At 41.4% G+C, this 21804-nt stretch carries 18 protein-coding genes; 5 read left to right on the forward strand and 13 right to left on the reverse strand.

The genetic code is table 11. The features are described from left to right. Positions 1 to 209 precede the first annotated feature (209 nt). The 5 genes from AAG747_RS16040 to AAG747_RS16060 all read right to left on the reverse strand — a co-directional run bounded on the left by AAG747_RS16040 (position 210) and on the right by AAG747_RS16060 (position 4056). On the reverse strand, positions 210 to 590 hold the full coding sequence (locus tag AAG747_RS16040; protein ID WP_346822208.1) for a PH domain-containing protein: 381 nt from the start codon (positions 588 to 590) through the stop codon (positions 210 to 212). Between the two features lie 450 nt (positions 591 to 1040). After that, complete coding sequence (locus AAG747_RS16045; protein ID WP_346822209.1) at positions 1041 to 1763, reverse strand: class I SAM-dependent methyltransferase; 723 nt, start codon at positions 1761 to 1763, stop codon at positions 1041 to 1043. Positions 1764 to 2311: 548 nt separating this feature from the next. Continuing rightward, entirely contained in the window at positions 2312 to 2647 is a 336-nt protein-coding gene (locus AAG747_RS16050; protein WP_346822210.1) for a hypothetical protein, read from the reverse strand. A 24-nt stretch (positions 2648 to 2671) separates the two neighbouring features. After that, a complete protein-coding gene (locus AAG747_RS16055; protein ID WP_346822211.1) occupies positions 2672 to 3406 on the reverse strand; it encodes an SDR family oxidoreductase in 735 nt (244 codons plus the stop codon). Between the two features lie 68 nt (positions 3407 to 3474). After that, complete coding sequence (locus AAG747_RS16060; protein WP_346822212.1) at positions 3475 to 4056, reverse strand: Crp/Fnr family transcriptional regulator; 582 nt, start codon at positions 4054 to 4056, stop codon at positions 3475 to 3477. Positions 4057 to 4350: 294 nt separating this feature from the next. Between AAG747_RS16060 and AAG747_RS16065 the strand changes: the two genes are divergently transcribed. Beyond that, a complete protein-coding gene (locus AAG747_RS16065; RefSeq protein WP_346822213.1) occupies positions 4351 to 5256 on the forward strand; it encodes a hypothetical protein in 906 nt (301 codons plus the stop codon). A 92-nt stretch (positions 5257 to 5348) separates the two neighbouring features. On the opposite strand, the gene AAG747_RS16070 is transcribed toward AAG747_RS16065, so the two are convergent. The 7 genes from AAG747_RS16070 to AAG747_RS16100 all read right to left on the reverse strand — a co-directional run bounded on the left by AAG747_RS16070 (position 5349) and on the right by AAG747_RS16100 (position 11393). Continuing rightward, positions 5349 to 5669, reverse strand: coding sequence for a hypothetical protein (locus AAG747_RS16070; protein ID WP_346822214.1), 321 nt, complete (start codon positions 5667 to 5669; stop codon positions 5349 to 5351). Positions 5670 to 5819: 150 nt separating this feature from the next. Next, positions 5820 to 6170 carry a ribosomal maturation YjgA family protein gene (locus AAG747_RS16075; protein ID WP_346822215.1) on the reverse strand — a complete coding sequence of 117 codons (351 nt, stop codon included), beginning with the start codon at positions 6168 to 6170 and terminating at the stop codon, positions 5820 to 5822. A gap of 102 nt (positions 6171 to 6272) precedes the next feature. After that, the gene (locus AAG747_RS16080; RefSeq protein WP_346822216.1) at positions 6273 to 6962 is read right to left on the reverse strand and encodes a hypothetical protein; all 690 of its coding nucleotides are present in this window, start codon (positions 6960 to 6962) and stop codon (positions 6273 to 6275) included. 16 nt (positions 6963 to 6978) lie between these two features. Further along, complete coding sequence (locus AAG747_RS16085; protein ID WP_346822217.1) at positions 6979 to 7971, reverse strand: hypothetical protein; 993 nt, start codon at positions 7969 to 7971, stop codon at positions 6979 to 6981. Then, positions 7968 to 9920: a DKNYY domain-containing protein gene (locus tag AAG747_RS16090; RefSeq protein ID WP_346822218.1), complete on the reverse strand. Its 1953-nt coding sequence runs from the start codon at positions 9918 to 9920 to the stop codon at positions 7968 to 7970. The genes AAG747_RS16085 and AAG747_RS16090 overlap by 4 nt, the downstream gene beginning before the upstream one ends. A gap of 409 nt (positions 9921 to 10329) precedes the next feature. After that, positions 10330 to 10743, reverse strand: a complete 414-nt coding sequence (locus AAG747_RS16095) for a VOC family protein (protein WP_346822219.1) — start codon at positions 10741 to 10743, stop codon at positions 10330 to 10332. A gap of 68 nt (positions 10744 to 10811) precedes the next feature. Then, positions 10812 to 11393 (reverse strand): Crp/Fnr family transcriptional regulator, encoded by a 582-nt coding sequence (locus tag AAG747_RS16100; RefSeq protein WP_346822220.1) that lies wholly within the window; start codon positions 11391 to 11393, stop codon positions 10812 to 10814. Positions 11394 to 12441: 1048 nt separating this feature from the next. Between AAG747_RS16100 and AAG747_RS16105 the strand changes: the two genes are divergently transcribed. The 3 genes from AAG747_RS16105 (at position 12442) to AAG747_RS16115 (ending at position 21190) form a co-directional block, all read left to right on the forward strand. After that, the gene (locus AAG747_RS16105) at positions 12442 to 16206 is read left to right on the forward strand and encodes a BACON domain-containing protein (RefSeq protein WP_346822221.1); all 3765 of its coding nucleotides are present in this window, start codon (positions 12442 to 12444) and stop codon (positions 16204 to 16206) included. A 152-nt stretch (positions 16207 to 16358) separates the two neighbouring features. Continuing rightward, entirely contained in the window at positions 16359 to 20684 is a 4326-nt protein-coding gene (locus AAG747_RS16110; protein ID WP_346822222.1) for a DUF6443 domain-containing protein, read from the forward strand. After that, positions 20681 to 21190, forward strand: coding sequence for a hypothetical protein (locus AAG747_RS16115; protein ID WP_346822223.1), 510 nt, complete (start codon positions 20681 to 20683; stop codon positions 21188 to 21190). Before AAG747_RS16110 ends, AAG747_RS16115 begins: the two co-directional genes overlap by 4 nt. Before the next feature lie 109 nt (positions 21191 to 21299). Here the strand turns inward: AAG747_RS16115 and AAG747_RS16120 are convergent, their stop codons facing one another. After that, on the reverse strand, positions 21300 to 21422 hold the full coding sequence (locus tag AAG747_RS16120) for a hypothetical protein (RefSeq protein ID WP_346822224.1): 123 nt from the start codon (positions 21420 to 21422) through the stop codon (positions 21300 to 21302). A gap of 102 nt (positions 21423 to 21524) precedes the next feature. On the opposite strand from AAG747_RS16120, the gene AAG747_RS16125 reads away from it, so the two are divergent. Continuing rightward, positions 21525 to 21804: helix-turn-helix domain-containing protein (locus tag AAG747_RS16125; RefSeq protein ID WP_346822225.1), on the forward strand; the 280-nt coding region annotated here is incomplete at its 3' end.

Consider the following 21804-nt stretch of genomic DNA (forward strand, 5'->3'; position numbering starts at 1 on the left):
TGTTGAAGCCGGAAAGAACTTGAAAAGGGCTTTCCGAATTTCACTTTTATTCTTTAGAAAGGGAGGAGTTAAATCGTTGTTTTGGGGGGTGAACGTGCTGTTTTATTTCCAAAAAAGCCCGCTATGTGGGTAGGGATGTCTTTCCGGTGAAAAAAGCGCATACCCTGAATATGTAACGGTATGCGCTAGCTGAAAGTGTTTCCGAAGTCCTATTTCAACACTTGTTGAGCTAGGACTTTTTGTACATCGTATATATTGACCGATTTGTTGAATTTCTTAATAATGCTGGGACGGGTTTCACTGGAAATCCAAATCTTTAATTCGGCATCCAAATCAAAGGTACCGGCTGTTTCCACACTGAATCGCGAAATGCTTTTATAACCGATGGAGAGGTATTCCGTTTTTTTTCCGGTAAAACCTTGTTTATCAATCAGGAGCAAGCGCTTGTTCGTAAAGATAAATGTATCGCGGACTAACTTAAAACCAATTTCAATCTCTTCTCCATCGGTTAAAAGCATTCCGTATTCCCTGATCAAATCCTCTTGGCTGACCACGCCTGCGTTACCTAATAATGCTGAAAACAATCCCATAATCTAAGCTTTTTTCTTCCTACTCGTTTGGCTTTTCGGTGACGCCCCGTTTTTTTTACGGTGATTTCTGGTCTTCACCTGTCAATTCCTAAAATAGTGTGTTTTTTTTCTAATCAAAAATATGCTTTTTATAAGCCTTCTATCATTTTTCTATATCTACTTTGGGGTTCCTGCAGAAGTATAGTGGAATGTTGTTTTCTACTTCAATGGCATATTTATGCATTATACTTTTGATTAATAACACAACTTCAAATACGTGCGCTACAGAAGAAGGTTCACACATATTGAGGATTGGGACGTACGATTAATGAATTGGCTAGCCTTGCCAATTCATGTTGGTAGAAGTGCGGAATGCCTGTCTTCTTTTATCGGTTTTTAAATTCGCAATAAAACGAAGGGGTGTTGTACTAGTTAAGTTTTAAACAGTACAACCACGAGGGTTGTGTTTATTTATTTTTCAGCGAGAATCATTCGAAGTCCGTTAATGGATTGGCTGATACGTAAGGTTAACCCGTTTTCAACAAGGGTCTTTTCCACTTCTTGGGGCGAGATTCTGACTTTGTAATAAGAGCTAACTTTTTGTTCCCATCCCTTGCCGTTTTTTTCATACAAGAGGTCGGTTACTCTAACCCGCTCCGTTTCATATTCCAGAAAGCAAGTCAAGATTTTTTCTCCGTCCTGTTTTACAGGGATAAACCGCTTATCTCCTTTTAGCTCAAAAGTATAATCGCGAAAAGATAAAAGGAGTTTCCCTTTGGGAATCAGCGTTTTTGCACAGTTTTCGATAAATTCTTTGACCTCCGTTGTATTATCCAAGTGGGTTAATGTATCCCCCCAACAAACGATCAATTCAGGTTGCAAGTCTTCATAATTTTCCACAGACCGGATATCCGCTTCGATAATTTCGATGGGTAAATCCTGACGGTTGGTTTGGAGTTCGCTCAACAGTTGTTTGTTAAAGTCAAGGGCTTTGACCTGAAAACCCAGATTTCCTAGCGCGACACTTTGAATGCCATGCCCTGCACCTAAGTCTAAAGCGATTTTGGAGAGGGTTGGGGTAAGCTTTTGTTTCTCGAGAAACTGTTGAAAATCTTTCTGTTTGGATGTAAAATCACCGGCCATCCAACTGTAGAAATTCCCCAGGTGCGTATCATAGTGTTCTTTTACAGTCATCCTGTTTTATCGTTATGTTGAACAAAGCTTAAGGCAAGGATAATTGCTAATTGCACAAATGACAAGCAAAACACCCTACTTTTCTTTATGAAAACCAGGTGTTTACCAGTAGTGATTTTCAATTTTTGTCAGTGAAAGTGAAGAAAGGCCCGCTTATATGTCTCAACACCATGCGTCAATTGAAAAGCTTTTTTTCCACAGGCAAGGCCTCCAATGGTATATAATGACTTCTTTTATAATTGTACATTTTATATATACTCGCGAGCGTTACTTACACAAGTCCTCCTATAGGTTTACTTTGTTACTTTGCCTCTCTGTATATAATTGTATGGACATTTTTTACCTGAAAACACCTCAACTTTCCACCGGCTTCATTATTGAAGCCTTTTCAGATATTTTCATTTATTTTCACTTATTTCCACATAATTTCAATTAGCTTTTCACTTAGCAAGAGCTTTAAAAAAAAAATTTTGAAACACCCTGCTAAGTGAAAATAAGTGAAAAGGCCATCTAAGTGAAAATATCTGAAAGAATAGCCATTGAGAACTTTAAAAGAGTCTTTGTCTTTTGAAGAAATCACCTCTATGCTTTTTGTACTTATCCAATAAGTACGCACCAATGGCAAAGGTACATTTAGCCTTTTGAGCGTTGAATAAAAAAACCTTTTTGGCAACTGGGAGAGATATTCTTAAAAAGTTTTTACCTGCTTTTCTATCAGTGGTTTCGTCAATAAACTGTGTAGTTACTTGCTTCTTGGCGAAGTGTTCTTTTATCGTACGGTTCCGGTTTTCACTCCAAAGAGGGAATAACGTATGATAAGTAGTCTTTTGCCAAATACCTTGATCTGGCGTCAGCGGAGCCAAAAAGAATATGTATTCAATCAAAAGGTTGGGCTAAAGAACAGTTTATTACTTATTGATCAATTTAGAAGCTATAGAGGGAGATAGCCTGTTAAGCTGGTATAGCATTTTCACTTTCCCTACTTTTATTTCAAGTGCTCCTTTTTCTAATTTTTGCAACATTTCCTGGACGGCCTCTTCCGGAGGGATGGCAAAGCCCGGAGGATTTCCCTTGTGCCAAGGAGTATCCACTGCCGGGAACAAAACTTCAATAACGGATACGGGTGAATTGTGCATTTGCTTTCTAAGCACTTGAGTGAAAGAATGCAAAGCGGCCTTGGTCGCATTATAAATAGGATAGGCCGCCTTGGGAGTATAGGCCAGGCCGCTGGTAATATTGATGAGCTTTGCACCGGCATTTTTCTTTAACAAAGGCATCATTAGTTTTGACAAGACGATAGGGCCCATTAGGTTGGTCCGGATTTCTAATTCTGTTTTTTCCAATATCTGATCATCTTGACAAAAATCCGTAACATGTACAATGGCAGCGTTGTTGATGAGGACGTTACAATTGGGATAGTTTGCTTGAATCCAATCCACTAATTTTATGCAATCCTCCTTTTGAGATACATCACATTGAAAGGTTTTGACTTTGGGCACTTGTTGTTTGGCTTTCTGGAGTTTTTCCTGTGAGCGCCCGCAAATGATGACCTGATTATCCTTTTGAATAAGTCGTTTGGCCAATTCCAAGCCGATACCGGAGCTTCCTCCGGTGATCAGCACCGTGTTTTTTTGAAATATCATAATAATTAATAAAAGTGTAATTGAATGATAGTACAAAGAAACCCGGCAAAAAAGCGAATTGCATTGATCTATGATAAGAGCCTCATTTTTTTTCGGATACGGCTCAGCGACTCAGGTGTGATGCCCAGGTAGGAGGCAATGAGATGTTGTTTGATCCGGTTTTCAAGATTGGGATAATTCTGTAAGAATGTACGGTATCGTTGTTCGGCATCAAACAGAAGAAACTCTCGCTCCCTTTCCTCTTTTTTCAGATATCCTTTTTGCAACAAGGCTAATAGAAATTCATTCCAACAGGGGTGTTGGGGAAATAACAGGCGAAAAGCTTCGTAGTTGACCACCTCGATCACTGCATCTTCGAGAGCTTGGATACCGAAATAGGAGGCCCTGTTTTCAAGAATAGCACTGTAGGAACTGAGAACGGTGTTTTCCACAAAAAAACCTTTGGTAAATTCTACCCCCTCTTCACTGGTATAATAGTACCTGAACAGACCTTTCGTCACAAAGGCGATGGTTTTGGGTAACTGCCCGGCCCGGATAAAATTCTCATCTTTTTTAACCGGTTTGATCGTGATCAAGGCAGAGAAAGCTTCTTCTTGTTCCGGAGGAAGTTGCGTGAGGGTTTTGATATAGTGTGTAAAGTGATGCGGCATGGTTTGTCAGTTCTATTGCCAAGCAAAGTAAGGCAATTCTTTGCGAATACTCAACCGGGGAATTGAAGTGAATGATTGCTGCTATCCCAAATTATTTGTACTTAATCTTGTATTTTAGCACTGGGATTTACGAAGGACTATTTCAAACTTAGCAGTCATTTTACATTTGTATCCTTCTTTTGAGAACCTTAATTCAATAGATCATCTATGCGACCTTGTTATAAATTGCTTTGTTTGATTAGTTTACTCTTCATGTATTCTTGTAATAAACGTTATACCACGAAATGGGTTAATTTGAGCTACCAAACCTCTGAGGATCCCCTACTGGTTGATTTTGAAAACAACTACTTGTATTATGACCGGGATCAGCGCCAATATGCCAAGAAAATTTACCATCAATATGACGGCAGTACATTGCTTTGGGGGGCATCACCGGATAGTATGGGAATATTTTCACTTCAACAGTATACTAAAGATACTTTGTTTGTAAAACAAAAACACAAGGTGGGGTATTGGTTGACTTCTTATGCTCAATACCAGGCAAGGAAATCCATTGCATTGACAGCCTCTGAACTGGAAGGCCTTCTTTGTAAAAGTCTTTGGGATTATCATGTCTTTCGTAAAGGCGCATTTACAGAAAGTTGTTATTTTCAGTTTTTGCCGAGAGGAAAGGCGATTCAAACCTATAGTTCTCTGGAAGGAGCGGATTATTTTAGTTTTTTTACCTGGGAGTTGATGGAGGTAGGAGGGGTGTATCTTCTTCATCTGAAAAATTCTTCATTTATTATTAACTTGTTTATTACGCAAGCCTCCCAGCGAGAGATAAGCGCAAATTTGCATAGTGAAAGGAATTGGAATACGATTGTGTTGAATTTTCGGGAACCCGATACGGTACTTATTGCAAATCACAAACAGAAGATACTGGGTGCCTGGAGAGAAGTGAAAGGAGAGGGAAGTATGCAGTTTAGTGAAGGTAAGTTGTTGGGCCAGCAATATTTTATTGACGAAGGCCACGAAACAATTGGCTTTCTTGATGGGGATTTTGAAATGAGTATGGATGGAAAATTGATTCTTCTGGATCCGTTAAATGGAACTGCATCTGACTACTTTGTGATAGAGAAAGCAACTACCGATACCTTGTCGGTTTTTTCTGATAAGTATGGAGAGCAGCTATTCGTAAGAGATGTGGAAGGAAAGTAAACATCCTTCATTGAGGATTGGATGTTCCTCAATGAAGGCTCGTTTATTTATGTAAATGCAATGCTACAAATAGCAAGAGGGTGGTAGTTTTATTATTTGATCACTACGGGTACCGGTCCGCCATGTCTTACAAACCCACCTCCGATTTCATCGATATTTACTTCCATCTCATCATCGGTTTCAATGCCTACGATATTGACATTTACTTTATCGTAGTCGCTTAACCGGACGGTAATGCTCCCGTCTTCATTCAAGGGTACCAGACCATAGTTAGTATTGACGGGAGTTTTGAGCGTATTAGCCGGCTTGTTTGCATAGGCCTTGGGAAATATCTCCAGGTTTTTCAATGTCAGAATGCTCAAGTTCACGGCAATTACGGTCAGTAGTACTTTTGTGTATTTATCTACTTTCATGAGGCTTGTATTAAAAAATGACTAACAAAGTTAAAATGATGATTTAGTGAATGAGTGAAATGGTGAATGAGTGAATGAGTGAAGTGGTGAATGAGTGAATGAGTGAAGTGGTGAGTGTGGTTTCGCCATCCATTCATCCAACCCAAAGTGCTATTGTGCCTGACTGGATTTGGCTGATTTGAACAACTTCACTTTCCCTAACACGATGACCAATAAAATTCCCAGGGTATATGCCAGCATATCCAGCCATTCAAAAGTGTTCCCAAAAATAATATTGGCAGCGTATGAGTCTTGCAGGTTTAAATGATGCAAGAGGTTCGAATATTGTAACCCTTCTACAGTATAAGAAAAGAGAAGTACCGAAATAGCAAGTTTTACTTTGGGTACTTTTAAGAAGATCCTTAAAAAAGAATAGATCAGGATAACTACCAAAAAGTCTCCGAAATAGGGCCGGATAATTTTGTCATGTACAAACATTTCTATACAGACTTCAGTAGCCAATAATACAAGGGTTAAAATGAAGTGTTCTTTTCTAAAAGTGAACATATATGTTTGGGGGTAATAGTTTTTTATGTGGTAAACGATTTTTACTGAAATTTTTGTTTAAAGTTCTCCGAATCCGTAATCCTCTACCAATTGCTCTAGAATCGCTTCATTTTTGGTACAGGCCAATAGCATTCCATCCACCTCTCCGTCCCGGTTGAGGAAATAGCTTAAGATGGTATCTTTTTTCCAGAAGATGGCGATGCCGTCTGCCTTGACAATGCATTCCCAGGTTGTATTTACTTGGGCAATAAAGTCTTGAGCTTTTCTGGCATTACGGTATTCCTCTATACTCAGTGAGGCAAAAAAGCTAAATCCACCTTGGGTTGCCTGGTGTTCGTATTCATCTCCCATTACACATTGATAGTACATCAGCATCTGGAGGAATTTGTCTGTTCCAAGTATTCCTTCCGACCATTCTATGGGTTTACCGGCGTGTAAATGAGTGGTTTGGAAAACCCTTCCGGGTTGATGGATATCGAAAGCCCAGTACATTACAGACTGGTTTTCCTCTAAGAAAACGACTTTGTTCTCTTGTACCTGCAATTGCTCTAGTGGAACGAAGCGTTCAAATCCCTTTGTGAAAAGAGATATGTTTCCAACAAGCCGGTAAAAGTTTTTGATGGTTTCGGGAAAGGAAACCGCCAAGCTTTTTTCAGTTTCTTCAATTGTTGTAAGGGGTATGCCTTCTTCCGGAAGAAGTGGACGGCCCAGTAGTTTTTGTGCGGTTGCCTGAATGTCTGTTTTCATAGGGATTTGACTTGGTTTAGTTTCGTTTGAATTTAAGGATATTGTCGTCAAACAACCAACTATTGTTTAGGTCAAGTGTTAAATGTTGATCCGTACACTCAATAATTTTCCAAGAACCACCCTTCTTTAAAATCTTATCCATAAAATAAATTCTCTTTCCGTCTTCGGTTAAGTTCCATTTTAGTTTTTGGACTTTTTTGAACCTTTGAATACGAACGGAGTCCTGTTCAAAGGCTATTTGATGGAACGGTTTTGCCGTATCTGTTCCCGGTGGTAACGGGTAGGTAGGTGTTGCTGTCCAACTACCGATGAGTTCGGATTTCTGCCGAGTAGATTTTGTTGGGCTTAGTATCCAATCAACGTTCTTGGCAAGGTGGTTTAACACAACCTGTTGTTCCGAGCAGGAGGTGATGGCTGTCAATGGGAAGAAAATATTTTGAATACTGAGGAAATGAATGCCTTTGTAGGTGACAACGGCCCATTTTTTTACCGGGTTATTTGAATGAAACTCACCTGTATGGATCAATAAAGAATCGTTTAAAAATTCAAGACTATCCTGGTAGTTTTTACCTCTGATAAGATAAGAACCCTTCAAACAAGCGCTTGCGGTCTTACTGGGGGTGGATGCTTTTAAGTCTAAGCGTTTGAATATAAAGGAGATGCTTTGATTTTGAAGTACCAAAGAGTCTTCGGTAGAGGAAACCGAAAACACCTGATCGTCAAATTGCATTTCATTGTGCTCGTACCGTACCCCAAACCTTTGGATGGTTAGCGAATCAAACGTTCCCATGTCAGGATCCCCCACCGTTACCAGGTTGAGCGTATCTCCTTCAAAATCCCAAAGTGTATAGTCTTTTACCGGAATATTGATTTTGCCTTCTTCCTGTGTATAGGCCAATCTCCAGATTCCGTTTGGTGTTTCTTGTAGTTGAGCTTTTGCTTTGTTGGCGGGCAAGCTTGCAATGGCCAACCATAAGAGCAAACTTAGTAAGTACTTTATACGGATCATTCGTCAATCGAGACTTTATTGTATCTGATTTTATATTGATGGTTTTTGTCGCGGTATTGCGAGTAACTTACCACTTCAAACGTGGCGGCATCTGCTCCTTCAATCCAATCTTCCCGGTAATAGACGTATTGATGGTCTCGGGCAAAGTTATATTTCAGTACTTCGAAAGTATTTGCCGAAAGTTTGGTGAGTTCATGCTCTAAAAAATAGACCTTCCGGCCATCTACGGCATAAGTTTCATCATAGATAACGGTTTTGTCAGGATCAAGATCTAAGGGGTAATTGTGGTGGTAAATATGGTTTTTATCTCTGTAAAAAAAGTTATTGATTTTAGAGAAACTTGCAGCATCTATTGTTCCCTCCAATAGTTGACCATCCCGGTATACCTTGTGATTATCAAGAATATAATGTTCATCTAAGATCTTTAACTCGGCAAGCTCAAGGTCGAGCCGCTGCTCTTCATAAAAGACTTGATTTTGATCGGATGCAATACAATGATGGATAATTTGAAGTTGATTGGTATTTAGCCCGGGTAGAAGCTTTTCCCGGTAGTATACACGGCTATGGTCCCGGCTATAGCCATATGCCAATATTTCAAAAGTAGAAGGGTCTGCTTCAGGGAGTGGATGTTCATAAAAGTAGACGGATTGATCATCTGTAAAATACCCTCGTTCTAACCTCCGGAATTTGGATGTATCAATACCTTCGATGATGTCCAACATACCATAGCCATCATAATACTCTATATGATAAACTTGCCGGTTGTCCGCGTATAAATCCTTGTCAACATACCGGAAGGAGTCGGGATCACTGTTTTCAATGGGCTCCATTTCATAATACAAACGATGTTGATCCTTGGCAAAGCCATGGTACAACTCTTCAAAAGTAGCGACATCTACTTCCTCAATAGGTTTGTCAACACCCATATAATACAGTTGTTCTTTGATCTTGATATAGGCAAAAAAGAGGGTGATTTGTTCTTTTGTTGCGCTTGTTACCTTATCTCCACAGAAAAAAACATATTCATTATCAGTGGCCCAGGCACTGTTTCCCAGTCGCTCAAAACTATCGATGTGGGGAGAAATGGCTTCTTTGTGATCTATGTGAAAGACCGCCTTGTCAGTACTGTAATAGCCTCTGCCCAGGTCTTTAAAATCCCCGTGGTTTTTACAAATAATTTTGGGAGTATCGAAATTTCTGGTATAAATATGGTTTTTATCAGCGATGTAGGTTTCGTTGAAGATATAAAAGGAAACAGGATCTATTCCCAATAGCTTTTTGGTGAAATGATATACATGGTGCCGGTCTTTGTTGTACCAGCCGTCTATCAGTTCAAAGGTATCCCTATCCACATCCAGAAAAACGGATTCTCCATGAAACAAGAAATTTTTATCTCTTCCTATGCAGCCTGCAGAGTTTTTAGGAGAGTCGAATAAGGCAAAGGTAGCTGCATCCGCTTTTTTCAGTACGGAAGAAAAATAATATACTTGACGTTGGTCTTTGGCAAAGCAATGAGAGAGGGCTGTAAAATTCTGTATATCTGCCTCTGCTAACAAAGTTTCTCCACAGAAAGCGTGATAGGCATCTACTCCATAGTTGCAATTCAAACTTTTAAAGCTCACCGGGTCGGCTTGTTTTACTTTGGCGGAATAGTAGTAAACACCGTTTTTATCTTTATGAAATCCATGATCTAGGATTTCCAAGGTTGGAAGGTCGCGCTCTAATAGGTTGTTGCTAAAATAAACACGTTGATCATCTGCCAGAAAATCACCAGACAATATGCGAATGGTTTCGGGGTTCAGTTCCGGTAAAATATCATATTTGTAATATACATGGTTTTTATCTTTCCCATACCAACCGGAGAGTTCTTCAAAGGATCCGGCATCTGCTTCTAGCATCAGTACTCCATGACACCAGACTTGGTTGTCAATGATTTGATAGGTGTTCATAGTTCTATTTCTTTTAATAAAAAAATTGCTTCTCGGAAGTCAAGGAAGGGCTTCCTTTCGGATACATTCCGTAACGCTATTACAAATTCTCTCCAGGCTTGCTTTTATACTCTGTCAATTGAAATTCTGTAAAACCATGCAATGCTAGCGGGCTGTTTCCTAATAACGGGCCGGGATAGTTGTTGTGAAAGTATAAAGATATGAAAAAATCAAAATACCACAATGCCGGAGATAGGTCTGAACGGTGAGTTTCAAATCAAAATCCCGGTATTGTAGTATTTTGAAAAGTGGCTGGTTGAGGGGATAATAATCAAATAGTATTTAACGGGAGATAACAAGTGTAATCCAGTGCCCTTTTAGGCTTCCAGACAAGTTTCTTCTATAAGAAAATACGGATGGAATGTACTTATTACTCTGCATGAAGGGCGACTCTATTGCCTTCCGTATCGAGAAAGACACAGATATACCCCGCTTTTATTTTGATTTTAGGAACCAGGATTTTACCTCCGGCCGGCTCTATTTTATCTATAGCTTTTTGGATATCGGGTGCGGCGTTCAAATACACCAAAGTCCCCTCTTGAGACGGCTTTGAGTGGGATGATTTTGTTAACGATCCCGTTACCCTGCCCGAAGTTGCTTGAATCACTCCCGGTTCCGAAGGGAAAAAGGTCAACTCCTCATTGGTTTCCTCCATAAATTCCGTATACATTTCGATATCCAGAATGGTTTCATAGAATGTTTTGGCTCTTTGTGTATCCGTTACCGGAATTTCAAACCATGTAATGACATTCGTTTCAGGACTGATTTTTCTTAACTTCTGCATCGTTTTTTCTTTATTTTTTTGAGGATGCAAAGTTGGGCCCGAATGTTCAAACAGACCTGTGACGATCGTCACAAAGAAGTCGCATTCAATCTTCGTTTGCGTATTCTGCTTAGCGTTTCTCTGGCAATACCCAGGTAAGAGGATATATGTGTAAGGGACACTCTCCGTAAAAGCTGGGGTTGATGTTGTTCCAGGTATTCGTAGCGTTCTATTGCAGAAAACAGTTTAAACAAGTTGGCATGTTCTTCCAGTTTGGCCGCTGTTACCCGTAGACATTTCTTTCCTAATGTTTCGATTTCGGGAGCTTTTTGACAAGCCTCAAAAAGTTTTTGCTTGTCAAATAAGATTGCCGTCAAAGGTTCGCAAGCCTGGATGAAATAAGTAGACTTTTGCCCTTCGGCAAAACTATTGAGATTCGTAACGATTTCATTTTCAAAATGAAAAGCCGTATTTTTCTCCAAGCCGTCTTTGAGGTAAAAGCTTCGGCAAAACCCCTTGTCAATGAAAAAAAGTGAATGGCATACATGGTTTTCCTTGAGTAAATACGCACCTTTTTTAAACTCCTGGGTACTGAGCACCGGGTACAATATTTCCCAGCTTTTTTCAGATAAGTTGCTCAAAGAATGAATATAAGTAAAGAGGTTTTGCATCGTTATTTTGCCGGAAGAAATTGATAAAAATAGTGTATAATGTTTCCGGCACTGTGTTGTTTTGAAGCCTTTCAGACAACTGTTCCGGTAAAATGCACTACAAAATTTGAAATTACTTAGTCAATATAATCGCTTTTACAGATGATGTTTACTTTTAGAGTTCATGAAAGTTGAGTAGTACAGGATAAATAATTTTATTAACGAAGTGAATTAACCTTTTTCTTTTTCCTAAAAAATGTTTCAAAAACGCCTCCTCTGTGTTACTTTTTTCAACAATAGCTTTATTCTTTTCAAAAAGTGCCTTGATGAGCCGATTTGGATTCCATTTTCGGTCAAAAACTATACGTTTAAACCACTTCAATCAAAAATCTCTAGATTCTATTAGCTCTGATGGGCTAAATTAATAATTGTTGTTTTTATTTTCGTTACCATAATTGGGACTTACCTCTATTTTGATGTATGTTTTCAGTTACTTGTTTTACCTGCCTTAATTTATTTCAAAACAAGAATATGTTTAGTTTTTTGAAAAAATCATACTTAGGTTAAGTTTAAAGTCTATTCTAATCATCTTCCAAACAACATCTGTTGTTTTTTGTAGTTTTTAAATAAGCCATAAATTATAATACCTTTTTATGGGTAGTTTTAAAGATATGCTAATATAATAAGCTTCTTAACAAGAAAATATAAGGTTTAAATTATACTACTGATAAGCTATTCTCAGACTACTCATTAAATTCTTGTGCTTTATTTGATTCGAAAAGATACAACAAGCCATCAAGAGGAGTGGCTACTATGTATGATCACTGCTAAGAATATCTTTCTTAAGTAGGAATTACAGACGAAATTATAGCTGAAGTTTCTGACAACCTACTTCTTTAATTTATTGAAATGTTACTTCACATGTTCTTATGAGTTATTTATTTCCAAGTGGAGTAAATTTTAATGAAATGTCCTGCTTAATAATCAATTGACTCAATTCTCATCGGATTCGATGAGACGCTGAATTATAACTAACTCAGAACATTATTTAACAACTATACTATATCCAATGATCAATTACATTAACACCCTTTTCAACAAGAGAAGAGGGTATTTATTACTGTTGTTCTTATTCTGGAATATGGGATTGCGGGCCCAAGAAGGTTCTACAGATTCTCCCTTGAAACTGAATGTGATTCCACCGTCTCCTACGGCTGCTTCATTGGGGAAATACGGAGAGGTACCGGTGGGCTTTCATACGGGTGTTCCACAAATTGCCGTCCCGATTTATGAAATCAAAGGGAAGAGTTTACGCTTGCCTATTTCGTTAAGTTATCATGCCGGAGGGATCAGGGTGGAAGAACAGGGGAGCAGGGTAGGTTTAGGCTGGTCTTTGAATGCCGGAGGGGTGATCACTCGAACTGTCCGGGGGAGACCGGACGATAGTGCGAATGGGTATAACAGAACAGGAGGGGATCTTTTACAGCAGTATTTGGAAGCGACTACCAACAGTGAGGACCTGACGGATTATCAAAAGGTTCAGATTGCTAAAGGGATTTACGATACCGAACCGGATTTGTACTTTTATAACTTCAATGGGAAGTCGGGTAAATTTGTCTATGATTTGAATGGAGAGCCCAAATTAATTCCTCATGCTAATTTGCATATCACAAAGACGAGCCAGGGGTTTGAAATTCTGGATGAAACGGGAGTTAAGTACAGGTTTACGGTCAAAGAAACCAGTTGGACGGAAGGGAGTGGTAACGACTCACCCGATGTTCCTCCGATTGAAAAATATACTTCCAGTTGGTATTTGAGTGAGATTTCCGATTTAAATACAGGGGATGTGATTACGTTAAAATATGAAGAGAATTATAGTTATGTTTCTCATCCTTATAAGTCACAAACGGTATATTTTCCTACTGATAACAGTGTGTTACAACCCGGTTGTAATCCCCCTATGCCTTCCAATACCCACTTTACTTCTCATGTACAGGGGAAAGTCCTTACGGAAATCGCGTTTGTTCATGGGAACGTAAAATTTATTCCCGGAGAAGTGCGAAACGATGTGGCCCATTCGGGAGATAGAGAAAAGGTGTTAGCCGGTATTGAAGTATATGGAGGTACTGAAGTTCAGCCGAACAGAACGTTTAATTTCACATATACCAATGTCAGCAATTCTCGTTTGTGGTTGGAAGCTATGTGTGAAGCAGATCCTGTCTCAGGAGCGTGTACCAAGAATTATAGTTTCGAATACAATGAGAAGGAGGCAATGCCTACCATCACCGATGGCTACTACCAGCAGGATTGGTGGGGGTATTATAATGATAATCCTAAGAAGGATTTAGTTCCATTCACCACTTATAAAGTGTTGGGTAAAGTGTACTTTTACGATGGTGCCAAGCGACTACCCGAACAAGAGAGAGCAAGCATTGGGCTATTAAGGAAAATCACATATCCCACTGGAGGGTATGCCGAGTTTGAATACGAACTCAATGATTATGGTTTTTCTGTGGAGGAGGACAGGTTAATTAATGTGGTAGATTGTTCAGAAAAGCAGTTTGCAGACTTTCTTCGCTTAGAATGTGATCGTATATGTAGTAAAAAAGATACTTTTACACTATTAGCACCTACCTGTGCAAAAATTGACTACTTGATAAAACGGAATGTATGTAACAATGAAGATCCTTGTGCTGCCGGTATTAAGATATTACATGAAGATTTTCAATTAGACGAAAATATTGGTTCGGGGATGACTCAATCTGCGAAATCAAAAATAATGTATGTTGAGTTACCTGCCGGGAGTTATACTGTGGAAGTGTGGTCTGAGAATCCATTTTGTGCGGAATGTAAGGCCCGGTTAGATATAAAACTGGCAGACAGGGGTATTAATGAAAAAGCTAAAAAGGCAGGAGGGGTGCGAGTTAAGAAAATCGTCCGGAATGATGGCATTAATCCGGAAGACGAACAACTAGAAACCTTTGTGTACCGTTTGCCTGATCAACCTGAGGAATCCAGTGGGGTTTTAGTTTCAGTGCCAGGGTTTGAATATGCCCATATAGCCACCAGGCCAATAGGTGGAGGAGTAATAGGAGAGGTGGAATGCCCTTATAAAGTAATTACTTCCAGTAGTAATATTCCATTAGGTACATCGCAAGGCAGTGTGGTAGAGTACAGTTATGTTACAGTGTTCAAAGGTGATTCACTGGTCAATAATGGCAAAACGGTATACGTCTATACGACATCCAAAGAGTACCCGGACAGTCCCACCGCATTTCCCTACCCTCCGAGAACTTCTTATGATTGGCGTAGAGGCTTGTTGCTGGAGAAATTCGACTACCATAGCAATGGGCAGTTGTTGATGCACGATTCCTACCGGTATAAGTTTTCCTCATCCAACTACGCGGAAGTTGCCGGGTTGAAAATAGGACTCATTAAGGTGAGTACGATAGAAAACTACAAGTTTGCCGACCGGAAGTATAGAAATATCTCCGAATGGTATTATCAGGATACGGTAATTCAGCGGGTTTACGATCAAAATCAACCGGGGAAAGTGATCACCACCAAGACCGTCAATGAGTATGACAATCCCAAGCATTTACAATTAACCAAAACGACAAACCATCGAAGCCAAGGGGAAGGGGGGTATGTAAAAACGGTGAATACCGAATATACCTATCCGGCAGATCCTGGTTCGGGAGCGCCTGCGGAAATGTGGGATTCTGCCAATCCGGATTACCGCCATATGCACAATTTTCCGGTCCGGGAAGTCTCCAAAGTTAATGATCAAACGACCTCTAAAGTAACGACCCTTTATCAAAAGGACAGCTATGGTCATCTTCACCCGGTGTCCAAACATTTGTACCCTAATGGAGGCTCAGAGAAAATAACGGCCAATTATCAGTACGATGCCAACGGCAATGTGGTGGAAACCCAAAGGGAACATGATATTCCTACCGTATACCTATGGAGTTATAAAAATACCTTACCGGTAGCCAAGTTGATTGGAAAATCCTACGTTGAGATCTCCAATGCGTTGTCAAATGCACTTTCGCCAACGTTTCTCTCCGAATTGGGAAGTGCTACTGACCAAGAGTTAGTCTCTTCCAAGCTATTGCAATTGAGAGGAGTATTTGACGAGGATCCTGCGGTTCAGGTGTTTACTTACACCTATGAACCTTTACTTGGGATGACTTCGGTGACAGATGCGAACAACCAAACAACGACTTACCATTACGATAGATTAGGTCGTTTGGAGACGGTCAAAGACCACAATGGAGATATTGTGAAGCACTACCAATACAACTATGCACAAGATCCGGAATTAACGGTTTCGGAAAGCGCGATTTTTATCAGTTGTGGAGAGCTGAACCATCTGATAGAGATAACTTCCAACAGTAGTTGGACAGCAGAGAGTGATCAGTCTTGGTTGAAGGTGGGTAAGGCAGCAGGTACAGGAAGTCAAACACTCACCTTGTTATTTGAAGAAAATGAGGGGATCACAACTCGTTCCGGAAAAGTGACGGTTCAAGGAGGGGGTTTAACCCAAATTATCTCTATTACACAAGACCGCAGTTGTTTTGTTGAAGTTTCCGTGAGTCAGTTGAATGTAGTAGAAGGAGAGGGGCAGAGTACAGTTATGGTCACCTCCAACACTAACTGGTCAGCACAAAGCGATCAACTTTGGCTTACGACCACACCTGGCAGTGGATCCGGTAACGGTACTTTACACCTGACGTATTCGTCCAATCCGTCCAGTACGGAGCCACGGACAGCTACCCTTACTGTGCAAGGGGAAGGAGTGACAGACAAAACCGTGATTGTTACCCAGTAGGAAGCTCTCAAAACAGAAATGCTTTGGTAAGTATCACTTCCAGTTTTGTAGAAGCACTGGGCTCACTTCGAAGGAATACTTTCTGGTTTTTCGCCTAGGGAACCGGAACGAAACTCATATTCAAATTCCCTAAAAAGTAGACTTTAAAACATATGAAATTTATCAAATATATCTTACTTACCCTGTTGTGGCTGGGCTGGGCCTTGCTGGGGCAGGCCCAACAACTTGCCTTGCCCCAAACGCATAACTATGTCTTGGAACAGGTTCCCAAAGTGGCGGGTAAAAAGCAGTGTGGGGAGCTGGAAGGTTTGCCTAAGGAGGCTATTTCCAACACAGTAAATTATGTGGATGGCTTGGGCCGTCCTTTACAGACCGTAATTTGGCAAGGATCGCCTACGGGCTACGATATCATTCAACCTGTCCAATACGATGAGTTTGGTCGCCAGGTGAATACATATTTGCCCTATGTGGCCACTCCGGATTATGGCAAGGGTCAAGCCGGAGCTTACCAGGAACAGGCTTTGATCAAAGGAGATGAGATCAACAGTCGGGTATTTCAGTTTTACCAGGGACAACCGGGTATTGCTCAGGACGGCAAACCCTTTTCCCATCAGGAATTGGAAGCTTCACCCCTGAACCGGGTTTTGTCCGAGACCGGTCCGGGAGAGGTCTGGCATACGAACGATAAAAAGGTGAAATTTGCTTACCGCACCAACACCCCGGAAGATGCCGTACGGCTCTGGACGATCCATGCTACCAGCGGCTTGCCGGAGACCTTAACGGAATATGCGAATACGACTACCGATCGCAATGGAGACGGTCAACCGGATGGGGAAGGGGAACTTTTTGTCAATGAGGTGACCGATGAGCATGGAAACATAGTTTTGGAGTGCAAAGACAAACTGGGCCGGGTGGTGTTGAAAAAGATACAGGAAGGTGTAGATGCCCAAAATCGGCCTGTTTTCCTGAGTACTTATTACATCTATGACGACTTTGGCAATCTGCGCTATGTGCTGCCTCCTTTGGCGGTGCAGCAAATGGAAACCGGCAATTACCACCAACATCCGGATTTTTCTTCCATTTTAAAAAATCTCTGTTTTACTTATCGCTACGATTATCGACACCGGATGGTGGAAAAGCAAGTGCCGGGAGCGGAAAATATAGAGATGGTGTACGACCGACTGGACCGTTTGGTGTTCAGCCGAGACGGGCAACAGCGGGCTATCGGGCAATGGGCCTTTACCCTGTATGATGTCTTTAGCCGTTCAGTGGCTACCGGGGTGATGAACACCGGTTTGAACCGGGAAGCTTTGCAGAACTGGTCGGATACGAACCTGCCAAAGAATCTGGTCCGCAACCGACAGCCGGTGGATCTGAACACTTCCGGAGCATCGGTGGAAAAGACCGTGGTGAAATATCAGTACGAAGGTACAGATATACAGGCCAGCGAATCTATCGAATTACTGCCCGGCTTTGCCTTTTATGCCGGGGTGGAGGCTCCTTCCTTTGAAGCAGAGATTGTGCAACCACAATTCAACTCCCTGGAGTCGGCCGGTTATGCCAGTACAGGTACCACTTTACCAACTAGCGATTTTGACCTGCTCACCCTGAGCTATTACGATGATTATTCCTTTACCGACAAAGCTTTTGATGCCAACAGCCAATCGGGTTTGACTGCGGCCAGGAACCAGGTGGGGGCCACCACCCTGGAGCTGCCCACAGTGACCGACCGGGTGAAAGGTATGGTCACCGGCTCACTGGTGCGGGTCTTGGATTCGGAGGACTGGCTGAGCACGGTGAGTTATTACGATGCCAAAGGCAGGGTGATCCAAGTACAGGGCAACAACCATCTGGGTGGGACCGATATCCAGTCTACCCTCTACGATTTTACCGGACAGGTGATTGCCACCCACCAGGCGCATCAGACGACTTCCGGCACCCTGGCCGTCTCCCAGGCCTTCCGCTACGACCATGTGGGAAGTGTATTGGAAACTCATCACAAAGTAGGGGCCAATCCTTGGGAGCTATTGACCGAAAACTCTTACAACGAACTGGGTGAGTTACAACAAAAAAAATTGGCCAAAGGAGAGTTATTTCAGCAACAATTGGATTATGCCTATAACATTCGGGGTTGGCTCAAAAAAGTCAATAACCCTCAAGGCTTGCAGGATATGAACAGCCCGGTCAAGGATTATTTCGGTTTTGAGCTTTTCTACGAAGACCATACAACCAACCCACAATATAACGGTAACATCGCCCGGATGAGCTGGCAGAGCGGCCGGGACCCGGTACAGCGGCAGTACGATTACCATTACGATGCCCTGAACCGTTTAAAGCAAGCGGACTTTAGCAGTGCCAAAACGGAGGAGAACGGGCGTTTTGATGTGTCCCTGTCCTACGATGCCAACGGGAATATTCTGAGTCTTGACCGGCAGGGCTTAAAAAGCTTTAACACGGCCCAGGACAACCAAAAAGTCTTCGGGGTGATCGATGCCCTGAGCTATACCTACGAGCCCTTGAGCAACCGCCTGGCCAAGGTGGAGGATGCGGTAGCGGAGAAAGATGCGGCCGGTAGCTTTTTCAACGGGGTCAGCACGGCTCAGGAGTACCACTACGATGCCAACGGCAACCTGATCCAAGACGACAACAAAGGAATCACCGCCATTCAGTACAACCATTTGAACCTGCCGGAGCGAATTGCGTTCGGAGCGGACAAGTATTTAAAATATACCTACGATGCAGCCGGGATCAAACTGCGCAAAGAAGTTTACGAAGAAGGTAGCCTGGTGAAAACTACGGATTATGTAGGGGAATTTGTCTATGAGCAGAATATTTTGCAATTTATCCATATGGCAGAAGGCCGGGTGTTGACAAAAGCCGCTTTGAGCGAAACGGCCCCGGCCTATGTGTACGAGTACCACTACAAGGATCATTTGGGCAACCTCCGAGTGGCTTTCCGGGAAGGGACCCCGGTGGATTACGAAGCTACCCTGACCGATGCGGTGGCGGTGCAACAAGAAGCCACGTTCTTTGACAACCTGGAGAGTACCTGGGAGGCGGGCAGCGGAAGAGGCACCAGTGGAGCAGCCAAGCTGAATGCGGCCACAGGTAAAACAGTCGGTCCGATGGTGCAGCAACTGGAAGTGACGGTAGGCGACAAGCTTAAGGCTGAGGCCTGGTACCGCTATGAAAATGCTTCCCCTGTGAGTCAGACCCTGTACAATGGAATGCCCTTGTTAGGCAACGGGGGAGACAACATCACCGCTCCCACGATGACCTTCGGGATCTCTCCGATCGGGACCGCGGCCAATGGCAGCTTGCCAGTGGCCTACCTACGGATGGTGGTGTACGATGCAGAAGGCAACGAGCAACCCACTCAAAACCAAGTGCGCTATGTAACGGCCAGTACCAACGGCTGGTACAAACTGAGCCTACCGGAGATCACCCTGACCCAAAACGGCTTTGTGAAGATCTTTGTGGCCAACGAAAGTGATGTGGATGTCTGGTTCGACGATCTGAAAATTACCCACACTCCGGAAGTGATAGTGCAAGAAAACCACTACTATCCCTTCGGCCTCAACCTGGCCGGGATTGAGAAACAGGGAGCTCCGGATCACAAATTCCAGTACAATGGGAAAGAAAAACAGGAGGAGTTTGGACTCAACTGGATGGATTACGGGGCTAGGATGTATGATGCGGCTTTGGGGAGGTGGCATAAAGTTGACCCTCTTACAGAAAAAATGAGAAGGCATTCACCGTATAACTATGCTTTTGATAATCCAATAATTTTTATAGATATTGATGGAATGATTCCATGGCCTTTACCAAAGAAATGGAAAAAAGGAAAGCGTACTATCAAACGTAGAATTGATAGCAAATATGGAAATAGAACGCGTAATGGAAAAAAAAGAAAACATCATGGCCTTGATATGAATTTAGGTGGGGGGGATGATGATTTGGGTGTCCCTGTATACGCTACACATGATGGTAAAGTGCTATTAGCTAAAGATAAAAGTGATAAGAATGGAGCTGGCAATCGTATTCATATACAATCAGCAGACGGTAAATTTAAAACTGTATATATGCATTTAAAGGACGCTCCTACTCTTAGTGCGAATGATGAAGTAAAAGAAGGTGATATTATTGGATATGTAGGAGGGTCAGGGTTTGGTAAAGATAAAGGTCAGGCTGTTCATTTGCATTATGAAATTCATAAAAAGGACGAAAATGGAAAATTTCAATCTGTAGACCCCTTATCTGGAGGTGAAGATGGAGCTCCTGTAGATCCACAAAGTTGGCTATCAAGCTCTGAGAATCTAGAAACAGAAAGTATTACGACCTTTGATGTAGTGAATAGTGATGGTGAAAAGGTAGGGGAAGGAACAAGCATAGATGTAGATCAATTTATTCAGGAGAATAAGGTATCAGGAAATCCATTAGAAGCAATATGGGAGATAGTAAAAAATTTATTAGAATGAAACTTAATGTATTTATACTATTACTAGTCGCTCTGTTCATGAGATGTAGTAAGCATAAAAATGAGGAGCATCATTACCAGTCAAACTCAAAATTAGATACACTGTATTACCCTCATGATACTTTGTCACAAGTAATTTGTGATACGTTAATAAATAATACAACTATAAAAGTTGTTGAAATCCCTTCAGGCTCCAAGTTTCTTTTTAGAAAGTTGGAGCCTGAAGGGATTTATGCCTATAGAGAGTTTAAATATCATATAACCATTGATTCTAGTAATTCATGGAATTTTACAAAAAATGCATTATATGATGTTTTAGGTAATGAGATCCATTCATCTGTGTTAAATTCATTTTGGCTCGAAAATATAAAAGGTGATAGTGTTAATTTTAGGATGACAATTGGAGAGCCTGATACTGATAATATAAACCTTGTAGAACTGTCTCTGATTAAACAACCACCAAAAGATTGGAAGAAAGTTATCAAACTCCTTTTACTGGAGGAGTAATTACATCAAATAGACATGGGAGTTTCCAATATGAAATCGTAGTGCTAGGAGAATATGACACGATCCCACCACTTTAAATTGAATCCCAATGGCATCTGTTAAAAAAGTACTACTGAATCGGATTAACAAACGCAATTTGATTAAACCACTGTAGAAATTTCTCATCCGGAATATTGGTGGAGACCCATTGGTTGGCCCACAGGAACTTTTTCGGAAACGCTATTGCTTCCATTGAAAAGTCCATTTGTATGGGAATGGGTATTACTGAGATCAACGTGCGAAATACCAAACTTTATTTGTGTGATTCATATACATAGTTTCATTAAATTGCTTAATGGATTTAGAACAAAATAAACGTTTGAAATGGGTTAAGCTTTATGAGAAATATGGTGATGCCGGGAAGGTTTGTTTGAAGTGCGGTATTTCAAGACCAACTTTAAGGAAATGGGTGAATAGATATAGAGAAAATGGAATTGAAGGACTCTTGGATTACAGTAAGAGACCCCATAATTCACCAAAGACAAAGATTAGTACAGATATAGAACACTTAATATTAGAATACCGCCATAAACGTAAGTTAGGTGCCAGAAGGCTTCAAATAGAACTTCAAAGGA

Origin of the sequence: Rapidithrix thailandica (assembly GCF_039710355.1) — a bacterium.
Classification (GTDB): domain Bacteria; phylum Bacteroidota; class Bacteroidia; order Cytophagales; family Flammeovirgaceae; genus Rapidithrix; species Rapidithrix thailandica.

What these genes read in the sequence shown, in the direction of transcription:
- AAG747_RS16040 (WP_346822208.1), bottom strand. Translation starts at nt 590, where the DNA reads ATGGGATTGTTTTCAGCATTATTAGGTAACGCAGGCGTGGTCAGCCAA.
- AAG747_RS16045 (WP_346822209.1), bottom strand. Translation starts at nt 1,763, where the DNA reads ATGACTGTAAAAGAACACTATGATACGCACCTGGGGAATTTCTACAGT.
- AAG747_RS16055 (WP_346822211.1), bottom strand. Translation starts at nt 3,406, where the DNA reads ATGATATTTCAAAAAAACACGGTGCTGATCACCGGAGGAAGCTCCGGT.
- AAG747_RS16060 (WP_346822212.1), bottom strand. Translation starts at nt 4,056, where the DNA reads ATGCCGCATCACTTTACACACTATATCAAAACCCTCACGCAACTTCCT.
- AAG747_RS16070 (WP_346822214.1), bottom strand. Translation starts at nt 5,669, where the DNA reads ATGAAAGTAGATAAATACACAAAAGTACTACTGACCGTAATTGCCGTG.
- AAG747_RS16080 (WP_346822216.1), bottom strand. Translation starts at nt 6,962, where the DNA reads ATGAAAACAGACATTCAGGCAACCGCACAAAAACTACTGGGCCGTCCA.
- AAG747_RS16085 (WP_346822217.1), bottom strand. Translation starts at nt 7,971, where the DNA reads ATGATCCGTATAAAGTACTTACTAAGTTTGCTCTTATGGTTGGCCATT.
- AAG747_RS16090 (WP_346822218.1), bottom strand. Translation starts at nt 9,920, where the DNA reads ATGAACACCTATCAAATCATTGACAACCAAGTCTGGTGTCATGGAGTA.
- AAG747_RS16095 (WP_346822219.1), bottom strand. Translation starts at nt 10,743, where the DNA reads ATGCAGAAGTTAAGAAAAATCAGTCCTGAAACGAATGTCATTACATGG.
- AAG747_RS16100 (WP_346822220.1), bottom strand. Translation starts at nt 11,393, where the DNA reads ATGCAAAACCTCTTTACTTATATTCATTCTTTGAGCAACTTATCTGAA.
- AAG747_RS16105 (WP_346822221.1), top strand. Translation starts at nt 12,442, where the DNA reads ATGATCAATTACATTAACACCCTTTTCAACAAGAGAAGAGGGTATTTA.
- AAG747_RS16110 (WP_346822222.1), top strand. Translation starts at nt 16,359, where the DNA reads ATGAAATTTATCAAATATATCTTACTTACCCTGTTGTGGCTGGGCTGG.
- AAG747_RS16115 (WP_346822223.1), top strand. Translation starts at nt 20,681, where the DNA reads ATGAAACTTAATGTATTTATACTATTACTAGTCGCTCTGTTCATGAGA.
- AAG747_RS16120 (WP_346822224.1), bottom strand. Translation starts at nt 21,422, where the DNA reads ATGGAAGCAATAGCGTTTCCGAAAAAGTTCCTGTGGGCCAACCAATGG.